This is a genomic window from Pseudomonas sp. 44 R 15, assembly GCF_900004965.1.
Classification (GTDB): domain Bacteria; phylum Pseudomonadota; class Gammaproteobacteria; order Pseudomonadales; family Pseudomonadaceae; genus Aquipseudomonas; species Aquipseudomonas orientalis_A.
Window position 1 is genome coordinate 1 of sequence record NZ_CVTU01000073.1, and the last position, 10370, is coordinate 10370.

2 protein-coding genes are annotated in these 10370 nt (G+C 63.9%); both read left to right on the forward strand.

The window, feature by feature from the left end:
* Positions 1–1514: ShlB/FhaC/HecB family hemolysin secretion/activation protein (locus BFP93_RS09550; RefSeq protein WP_065892896.1), on the forward strand; the 1514-nt coding region annotated here is incomplete at its 5' end.
* A gap of 31 nt (positions 1515–1545) precedes the next feature.
* Positions 1546–10370, forward strand: an 8825-nt coding sequence (locus BFP93_RS28855) for a hemagglutinin repeat-containing protein (protein ID WP_176717560.1), incomplete at its 3' end; no start/stop codon positions are given.

Sequence of the window (10370 nt, forward strand, 5' to 3'; positions counted from 1 at the left end):
CGCCCGCCGACACCCGTTGCTTCCCGATCAAAGACATCGAACTCAAAGGCGCCGACAGCCTGCCGGCCTCCGAGCGCGAGCGCCTGCTCAAGCCCTACGTCGGCCAATGCCTGGGCGTGTCCCAGCTCAACGACCTGCTCAAGGCCATCACCGACTACTACCTCGGCAAAGGCCGCGTCACCAGCCGCGCCTACCTGCCGCAGCAGGACCTGTCCACTGGCCACCTGCAAGTGCTGGTGGTGGAAGGCAAGCTCGAAGCCTTGCGCAGCGCCGAAGGCAGCACCGTGACCGAACGCGAACTGGCCATGGCGTTTCCCGGCAAGGTCGGCGAAGCGCTGAACCTGCGTGAAATCGAGCAACTGGTGGACCAGCTCAACCGCCTGCCGTCCAAACAGGCGCAAATGGAACTGACCCCCGGCAAGCAAGTCGGCGGCAGCGACGTGGTGGTCAAGAACACCGCGCAAAAGCCCTGGCGCGCCAGCCTGTCGCGCAATAACGACGGCCAGAAAAGCACCGGCGAACAGCAATGGGGCGCCGGCCTTGAATGGGACAGCCCGCTGGGCCTGGGCGACCAGTTGATTCTGCGCGGCGGCCATGACGCCATCAGCGACCACCAAAAAACCTCGAAAAACACCATGCTCTATTACAACGTGCCTTGGGGCTGGTGGAACTTCAGCTACACCTACAGCGAGAGCGACTACCGCACCTTCGGCGTGACCGACGACTTCAAATACAAGCAGGACGGCGACAACCAGAACCACCAACTGCGCGCCGAACGAGTGATCCACCGCGACGACGTGAGCAAGACCTCGGTCAACGTCGGCCTCGCGCACCTGCGCACCAACAACTACATCCTCGACGTGCGCACTGCGCCCAGCAGCAACCGCCTCAGCGAACTGCAATTGGGCGTCAACCACGGTCGGCGTATCGGCACGGCCTTCGTCAACCTGGACCTGGGCATGCAAAACGGCATCGGCCTGCTCGACGCCCAGTCCCAGGAAGAGCGCGACGCCTTCGGCCGCCGCCAGCCGAACTCGCGCTACCGCAAATACACCGCCACCGTCAGCTACCTGCAACCGTTCAGTCTGTGGGGCGAGTCGTTCAGCTTCAGCAGCCTGGCCACCGGTCAACGCAGTGAAGACCCGCTGTTCTCGCCCCAGCGCATGAGCCTCGGCGGCTCGGCTTCGGTGCGCGGTTTCAAGGACCAGTTGCTGACCGGCGACAGCGGCGGCTACTGGCGCAACGAAGTGCGCTGGGCGCGCCCGGTGACCCTCGACTGGATGCGCCCGGCCTTCTTCGAATACGGCGCCAGCGTCGGCTACGACCAGGGCGTGATCCGCAACGACCGCTACAACGACAACGTTCATGGCCGCGTGTCCAGCAACTCCCTGGAGCTGTTCGCCCGAGGCAAGAACGTCAGCACCAGCGTGACCTTTGCCAACTCGCTGGAAAGACCCGGAGTCGTCACCGAGCGCGAAGCGCCGATCTACTTCCGCCTGGATTTCTTCCTGTAATTCAACGTTGCGCCGCAGCGAGAAACTGAAAATGGACGTTCGACAATTTGCCTTCCTGGCCCGCCAACCTTCCGCCACCCTGAAACCGCGAAACGCGTTCTTCGGCCTGCCCAAACGCGGGCTGGCGTTGATCCTCGCCAACGCACTGTTCTGGCAACCGCTGCTGGCCCAGGCCGAGGGCATCGTGGTCAGTGCGCCGGGTACCACTGTGGGCGCGGCGGGCAATGGCGTGCCGGTGGTGAACATCGCCACGCCCAACGGCGCAGGCTTGTCCCATAACCAGTTCCAGCAGTACAACGTCGGCCCCAACGGCGTGATTCTCAACAACGCCAACGGCGCGCTGCAAAACACCCAACTGGGCGGGATCATTGTCGGCAACCCCAACCTCAAGGGCGGCGCGGCCAGCGTCATTCTTAACGAAGTCAACGGCGGCAGCGCCAGTCAGTTGCGCGGTTATACCGAAGTGGCGGGGCAGTCGGCCAAGGTCATCGTGGCCAACCCGTACGGCGTGACCTGCGCCGGTTGCGGCTTCATCAACACGCCCAACGTCACCCTCACCACCGGCAAACCCATCATCGACCCCACCGGCCAGCTGAAAAGCTACCAGGTCGATGGCGGCGCCGTGACCATCGATGGCGAAGGCCTGAACGCCAGCAACGTCGACCGCTTCGACATCATCACCCGCTCGGCCAAGATCAATGCACAAATCAACGCCCGCGAACTCAACGTCATCGCCGGGCGCAACGACGTCGATGCACAAAGCCTGAAAACCACCGCCCGCGCCGATGACGGCAGCGCCAAACCCGAGCTTGCGATCGACTCGTCGGCCCTGGGCGGCATGTACGCCGGCGCGATCAAACTGGTGGGCACCGAAGCCGGTGTGGGCGTGAAGCTCGATGGCACCCTGGCCGCCAGTGGTGGGGATATCCAGCTCGATGCCAATGGGCGCTTGAGCATGGCGCAAACCGCCGCCAGCGGCGCAATCAATGTCAAAGCCGCCAGCCTTGACGCCCAGGGACCGATTTATGCCGGTACCGCCCTGGAGGTGCAAACCCAGGGCGATCTCAACAGTCGCAAAAGCCTGGCCGCACGTGACCGCATTGCGCTGTCCAGCGGCGGCACGCTGACCAACGCTGACATCATCGAAGCCGGCGTCAACGCCGATAACACCCGCAACACCACAGGCGACGTCAGCCTGCGCGGCCAGGCCGTCAACAACAACGGCGCCAGCGTGATCGCCAGCCGCAGCTTGAGCGTCGATTCCCAGGCCTTGAACAACCAGGGCGGCACCCTCAGCGCCCGGCAAGGCGCCCGCGTGACGGCGGCGACCCTCGATAACCGCAACAACGGACGAGTCCTCAGCAACACCGCGCTGGCTATCGACGCCGGCGCGCTGCAGAACGGCCAGGGCGGCTTGATCGCCAGTAACGGGCCGCTGACTGCCACGCTGGGCACGGTGCAAAATACCGGCGGCGAAATCTCCAGCCTGGACACTGCCAACCTGACGGTGACCACCCTGGACAACGTCGCGGGCCTGGTCACTGCGGGCAAGGCGTTGAGCCTCAACGCCGGCACGCTCGACAACCAGAACGGGCGCGTCACCAGCCAGGGCGTTCTTCACCTCACCGGTAATCGCCTGGACAACCGCCAGAAAGGCCTGGTCGCCAGCACCGGCGGCGTGCAGATCGACGTCGCCAACATCGACAACCGCAACGGCGAGCTCTCCAGCCGTGCGGGCGTGGCGGTGAGCGGCACGCAACTGGATAACAGCGATGGCGGCCTGGTAGTGGCCGGCACTGGGCTGAACCTGAACGTCGATCAATTGCTCAACCGCAACCAGGGCCTGATCAGCAGCGAAGGGCTGCTCACTGTGACCACGGGCACCCTGGTCAACCGTGGTGGCGCGCTCTCCAGCGCCGGCCCGCTGAGCATCGGCGCCCGTGACGCGGTGGACAACCAGGGCGGCCGCCTGGTGACGGACGGCGCCCTGACCCTGACCAGCGCAAGGGTCGACAACAGCCAACAAGGCACCCTGAGCGCGCGCCAGGCCGCGCACATCAGCACCGCCGACCTGAACAACCAGCAAGGCGGGCAGATCACCAGCGCGCAGGCCCTGACCCTGGACCTCAACCGTGGTCAGTTCAACAACCAGAGCGGGCTGATCAACGCGCCGTTGCTGATGCTCAACAACCTCAAGGATGTGCATAACCAGGGCGGCGAAATCTCCAGCAGCCAGGCCTTCACACTCACCGCCGACAACCTCGATAACAGCAGCGGCAAACTGCTGAGCAACGCCGCCCTGACCCTGCGCATCGGCCAGGCCCTGGCCAACGTCAAGGGTATGATTGCTGCGGCTGCCGTTGACGCAAGCGCCGCCAGCCTGGACAACAGCGGCGGCACCCTCACCAGCCGTGGCGACACCCTGCTCAACGTGAGCGGCCCATTGGCCAACCAGGCCCAGGGCCTGATCAACGCGGCCAACCTTCTGAGCATCAATACCGCGAGCCTGGCCAACCAGAACGGCTCGCTGCTGGGCAGCGCGATTGCCCTGGACTTCGGCACCGCCACCGGCGACCTGAACAACACCGGTGGCCTGATCACCACCGCCGGCAACCTGAGCATCAACCACCTGCGTGACCTCAGCAACCAGGGCGGCGAACTCTCCAGCGCGCAAACCCTGAACCTCAAAGGCCGCACGTTGAATAACAGCAACGGCAAACTGATCAGCAATAACCTGCTGGTGCTCAATGCCGAAAACCTGATCAACCAGAATGGCCTGATGTCCGGCTGGCAGGGTTTGACGGTCAGCGGTGCGAACCTGGATAACCGCAACGGCGGCACCTTGTCGAGCCGATACGGCGACCTCAATGCCACGCTGACCGCCAGCCTGCTCAACAGCGCAGGCGGCGCGTTGGTCAGCCAGAAAGCCTTGACCGTCAACGCGGGCGAACTGGACAACAGCAGCAAAGGCGTACTTTCCAGCGCGGCCGGGCAGACGCTGACCGTCGGCGGCTTGCTGAACAACGCCCACGGCGGCGTGATCGACAGCGGCGCGGCCTTGGGCCTGAACACGCAAAACCTGGACAACAGCGCCGGCAGTATCAGTGGCGGCACCGCCACCACCCTCGACCTGCTCGCCACCCTGACCAACACCAACGGCAAACTGGCCAGCGGCGGCCCACTGCTGATCAGCCGCGCGGCGCAGATCAACAACCAGGGTGGCCAGATCGCCAGCCAAGGCTTGTTGACCCTGCTGACCGGCGGCCTGGACAACCGCAATCGTGGCACCCTGGCCGCCAACGAACGCTTGAGCCTGACCGCCGGCGGCCTGGTGCAGAACGGCAACGACGGCTTGATCTACAGCCAGAACGCCGACCTGCTGCTCAGCGCCAACCGCCTGGACAATGGCAAAGGCACCGTGCAAAGCCAGGGCGGCATGACCGCCAACGTGGCCGACACGCTGGATAACCAGAGCGGCAAACTGATTGCCCAGGCCGGTGACTTGCATGTCAACGCGGCCAGCCTCGACAACCGTGGCGGCACCCTCGCCAGCCTCAAGGCCGCACTGCAAACCCAAGTGGTCGGCGTGCTGCGCAACGGTTACGACCTTAATAACAACCGCCAGGGCGGCGTGATGCAGGGGCAAAGCCTCAACCTGCAAGCCGGCAGCGTAGACAACTACGGCGGGCGCATCGCGGCGCAGGGCGGCAACGCGTTGGTCACCACCGGCAATTTCGACAACCGCAACGGCGGGCTCTATGCCAAAGGCCTGATGCGCGTGGTCGGGCATGACTTCGATAACAGCGGCGACAACGATGGCCAGATCGCCGGCCAACAGATCGACCTGGATCTCAGCGGCGCGTTGAATAACCGCCTGGGCATCATCGAAAGCGAATCCACCCTCAAGGTCCGCGCCGCCAGCCTGGACAACCAGACCGGTCGCCTGCGCGCACTGGGTAACAGCGGCACCACCGAGTTCGCCATTGGCGGGCTGTTCGACAACCGCAACGGCGTGCTGGAAGCGGCCAACACCAACCTGACCCTGGACGCCGACCGCCTGCAGAACCTCGGCGGCAATGTGCTGCATGTGGGCACCGGCACCTTCGGCATCGCGCCGCGCAATCTCAACGATGTAGGCGGCAGCCTGGTCACCCGTGGCGACCTGACCATCGCCCAGGACACCTGGACCAACAGCAGCGTGATCCAGGCCGGGCAACTGACCGTCAACGTCAACAGCCTCGAACAGACCGCGACCGGTCAATTGCTCGGCGCCCGGCGCTTTATCGGCAGCGGTGGCAACTGGTCCACCAACGGCCTTATCGCCAGCGACGGCGACCTTGACCTGAGCCTGAGCGGCGCGCTGAACAGCAGCGGGCGCATCAGCAGCCTGGGCAAACTGAACCTGACCGCCGCCCAGGCCAACTTGAGTGACACCGCCAGCATCGCCGGCGGTGGCGTGACCCGCGCCACCCTCAGCGGCACCCTGAACAACCGCGGCCGCCTGACCTCGGCCACCGACCTGCTGATCAACGCGGGCGCGCTCAACAACTTCGCCACGCTCGGCAGCGGGCAAACGCTCACGGTCAACACCGGCGCATTGCTCAACGACCACGGCCTGATCTTCAGCGGCGCCGACATGAGCCTGCGCGTGGCGTCGCTGAACAACAGCTACGGCGACCTCTACAGCATGGGCAACCTGAGTGTCGATCGCGACGGCAAGGGCGGCCTGGCCGACAGCATTATCAACAGCTCATCGAGCATGCAGAGTGATGGTGACCTGACCCTCACCGCCGCCACAATCAAGAATGAACGTGCGGTACTGACCGTCAACGATGCGGGTGTCTACACCGCCTCGGCCACCGAGGGCGCGTGCATCAAGTACGTCAACGCCGGTGACTGCAAAGCAGGCGGCACCCCGCGCAACTACGTGTGGGAGTTGCTGACCCGCGACAAGCTGGAAGTGACCGCCGCCAGTGCCGGTTCGAGTATCACCGCCGGGCGCAACATGACCCTGGCGGGTGGCGACCTGCTCAACAGCAGCAGCTCGATCGCGGCCGGCGGTAACTTCACCGCGCGCCTGAACAACCTGGTCAACACCGGCATCGAAACCGGCGAGACCGAGACCTATCGTCTTTTCACGTCAGAGCGCACCAAGCACCCTGGACGCTGGTTCGATGCAGCCGCCGCACTCACCAATAAATACTGGTACAAAAGCGCCGGTTACAACCCCAATGACCTCGGCGGCCTTGAGGCCACGGTGGCCAACTTCATCGGCATGATGGAAATCGAGCGCACCCAGTTCGGCAAAGTCACCAAAATCGCCAGCGATGATCAGCGTTACGCTGCCGTGATTCAGGCTGGCGGCGCGGTGGACGTCAAGGCGCAGGCCGGTATCGACAACAGCGTAGTGCGCCCGGGTTACACCTACATCGGGGCGGGTGCAAAAACCACCACCGGCGCGACCGGCGCCAGCGCCGCCAACGGTTACTCGACCCGCGTCACCCTCAACGCGCAATTGCCTCCAGACCTGGCCCAGCAGCAGATCAACCCGCTGAGCTTGCCCGGCTTTACCTTGCCCACCGGCCAGGGCGGCCTGTTCCGCCTCAGCGGCCAAAGCGCCAGTGCGCCGGCCAGTACCGGCCCGCAAGGCTGGACCCTGGGCGGCGGCAGTGTAGACCGAGCCCCGGCTTCCGGGCCGGTTGTACCCGCCGCCGGCACCTCGGCCGACGGTGTCACCCTCAACCGCGTGCAAGGCCTGCCGGACAGCCAGTTCGTCTCCAACCCACAGAAATACCTGATCGAAACCAACCCGCAGCTGACCAATCTCGGCCAGTTCCTCAGTTCCGATTACATGCTGTCCAAACTCGGCTACGACCCCGACCAGGCGCAAAAACGCCTGGGCGACGGCCTCTATGAACAGCGCCTGATCCAGCAAGCGGTCATTGCCCGCACCGGCCAGCGCTTCATCGACGGCCAAACCAGCGACACGGCGATGTTCAAGTACCTGATGGACAACGCCATCGGCAGCCGTCAGGCGCTCAATTTGTCGGTGGGTGTAAGCCTCACCGCCGAACAAGTCGCGGCCCTGACCCACGACATCGTGTGGATGGAAAACGCCACCGTCGCCGGCCAGCAAGTGCTGGTGCCGGTGCTCTACCTGGCCCAGGCCAACAACCGCCTGGCGCCCAATGGCGCGTTGATCACCGGCAGCGACCTGAGCCTGGTCAGCGGCACCGACCTCACCAACGTCGGCACCCTGCGCGCCACCCAGAACCTGGCTGCCAGCGCCGGGCGCAACATGGTCAACGGTGGCCTCATCGCAGCGGGCAACCGTCTCGACCTGCTGGCCGGCAACAGCCTCACCAACCGCGCCGGCGGCATCATCAGCGGGCGCGACGTCAGCGTGAGCGCAGTAAATGGCGATGTGCTCAACGAACGCACCGTCACCAGCCACCAGAGCAGCAGCGGCTACCGCACCGAACGCACCGACTTCGTCGACAACGCCGCGCGCATCGAAGCCGCCAACAGCCTGACCCTGCAAGCCGGTCGCGACGTCAACAGCACCGGCGGTGTACTCAAGAGCGGCACCGACACCCGCATCCAGGCCGGGCGTGACGTGAACCTCGTCACCGCCGAACAACGTAACGCCAATATCGTCAGCACCTACTCACGCAGCAGCAACGTGACCCAGTACGGCACGGTGGTAGAAGCCGGGCGGGACTTCCAGATTGTGGCGGCACGGGACATCAGCGCCATCGGCAGCCAGTTGAATGCCACGCGTGATCTGGCGTTGGTGGCCAAGGGCAATGTGAACCTGGCTTCGGCGGCGAATGAACAGCATTCGGCGTTTAATTCCAAGAAGGTGACCAGCAAAGAGGATCACGTTCAGCAGGTAGGCACCTCATTGGTAGCCGGCGACAATCTCTCCCTGAGTGCCGGCAACGACCTCGCCGTCAGCGCCAGCCGCGCGAGCGCGGGCAAGGAAGCCTATCTCTATGCGGGCAATGATCTGACGCTGAACACCGCCCAAGACAGCGACTACAGCTACTACCGCAAGACCAAGACCAGCAACGGCTTGCTGTCCAGCAGCCAGAAGACGCGCATCGACAGCAGTAACCAGATTACCCAACAGGGTTCCTCCATCAGCGCCGACACGGTGGTCGTGCGTGCCGGTCGAGACATCGGCACAAGCGCCAGTGACGTGGTGTCCACGAACGCCACCAGCCTGATTGCCGGGCGTAATGTGGTGATCGACGGCGCGACGGAAACCTTTGAGCAAAGCCATTCGTCCTCGACCAAAAAATCGGGCTTGATGAGCAGCGGCGGCATCGGCGTTACGTTGGGTTCAAGCAGCAATAAAAATACCCTCACCAGCAGCACCGAAACCACCCGGGCCAGCAACATCGGCAGCGTGCTGGGCAGCGTGGATATCCGGGCGGGCAAAGACCTCACCATCAAAGGCTCTGACGTGGTTGCCGGTAAAGACATCAGCCTGGTTGGGCAAAATGTCAGCATCCTGGCGTCCGAAAACAACAACCGTAGCGAGCAGACGGCCAAAAGCAAAACCAGTGGTTTGACCCTGGCACTCTCCGGCACCGTGGGTAGCGCGGTGGACTCCGCTTACCGAACTGCCAAGCAAGCCAAAAGCGAGGACGACGGCCGCCTCTCGGCGCTGCAAGGTGTGAAGGCGGGTTTGACGGGGGTACAGGCGTGGCAAGCGGCGCAGCAGGATGGCGGCATGACCGGCGCCAACGCTGGGCAGTTTGTAGGTATCAGCATCTCCCTGGGGTCGCAGAAGTCCGACTCCAAACAGACGCAGGAACAAACCCTCAGCCAGGGCAGCAACCTGACGGCGGGCAATAACCTCACCATCGTGGCGCAGGGGAATGGCACGCCGGGTGACGCGGGTGATATCCGCGTTCAAGGCAGCAAGCTCCAGGCCAGCAATGAAATGACGCTGGCTGCGGAGCGCGATATTCGCCTGGAGGCTGCGGCCAACAATCAAAAGCTCGATGGCAAAAACAGCAGCAGCGGTGGAGCGATTGGCATCAGTCTGGGCGTGGGTTCCGGAGAAAGTGGCCTGAGCATCTTCGCCAATGCGAACAAGGGCACCGGCAACGAAAAGGGCACCGGCACCACCTGGACGGAAACAACGCTGGACGCAGGCAAACAGGTCAGCCTGATCAGCGGACGAGACACTGCCCTCAAAGGCGCGCAAGTCAGTGCAGACAAAATCACCGCCACCGTGGGTCGCGACCTCACGCTGCAAAGCCTGCAGGACACCGATAACTACAAGTCCAAGCAAACGGATGTCAGTGGAGGCGTCAGCTTCGCCATCATCGGCACCGGCGCCAGCGCCAACCTGAGCATCAGCAAAAGCAAGATCGACTCCAAATACCAGAGTGTGCAGGAGCAGACCGGCCTGTTCGGCGGCAAGGGCGGCTACCAGATTGACGTGGGCAACCACACACAGCTCGATGGCAGCGTGATCGGCAGCACCGCAACAGCGGACAAAAACCGCTTGAGCACCGGTACGCTGGGATGGAGTGTTTTAAAGAACAAGGCTGAGTACACAAGCCAGTTGCAGAGCGCCAGTGTGAGCAGTGGCAGCGATGGCACCAACGCGTTCATCAGCAATATGCCCACCGGCAGCTTGGTCGGATTTAACCACGGCGACAGCGACAGCGGCACCACGTCCTCGGCCATTTCCAACGGCACCCTCAACATCCGCGACCCTGCCAAACAGCAGCAGGACGTGGCAACGCTGAGCCACGATGTTGAACACGCCAACGGCGCCATCAGCCCCATCTTCGATAAGGAGAAAGAGCAGAAACGGCTGCGGCAGGTGCAGTTGAT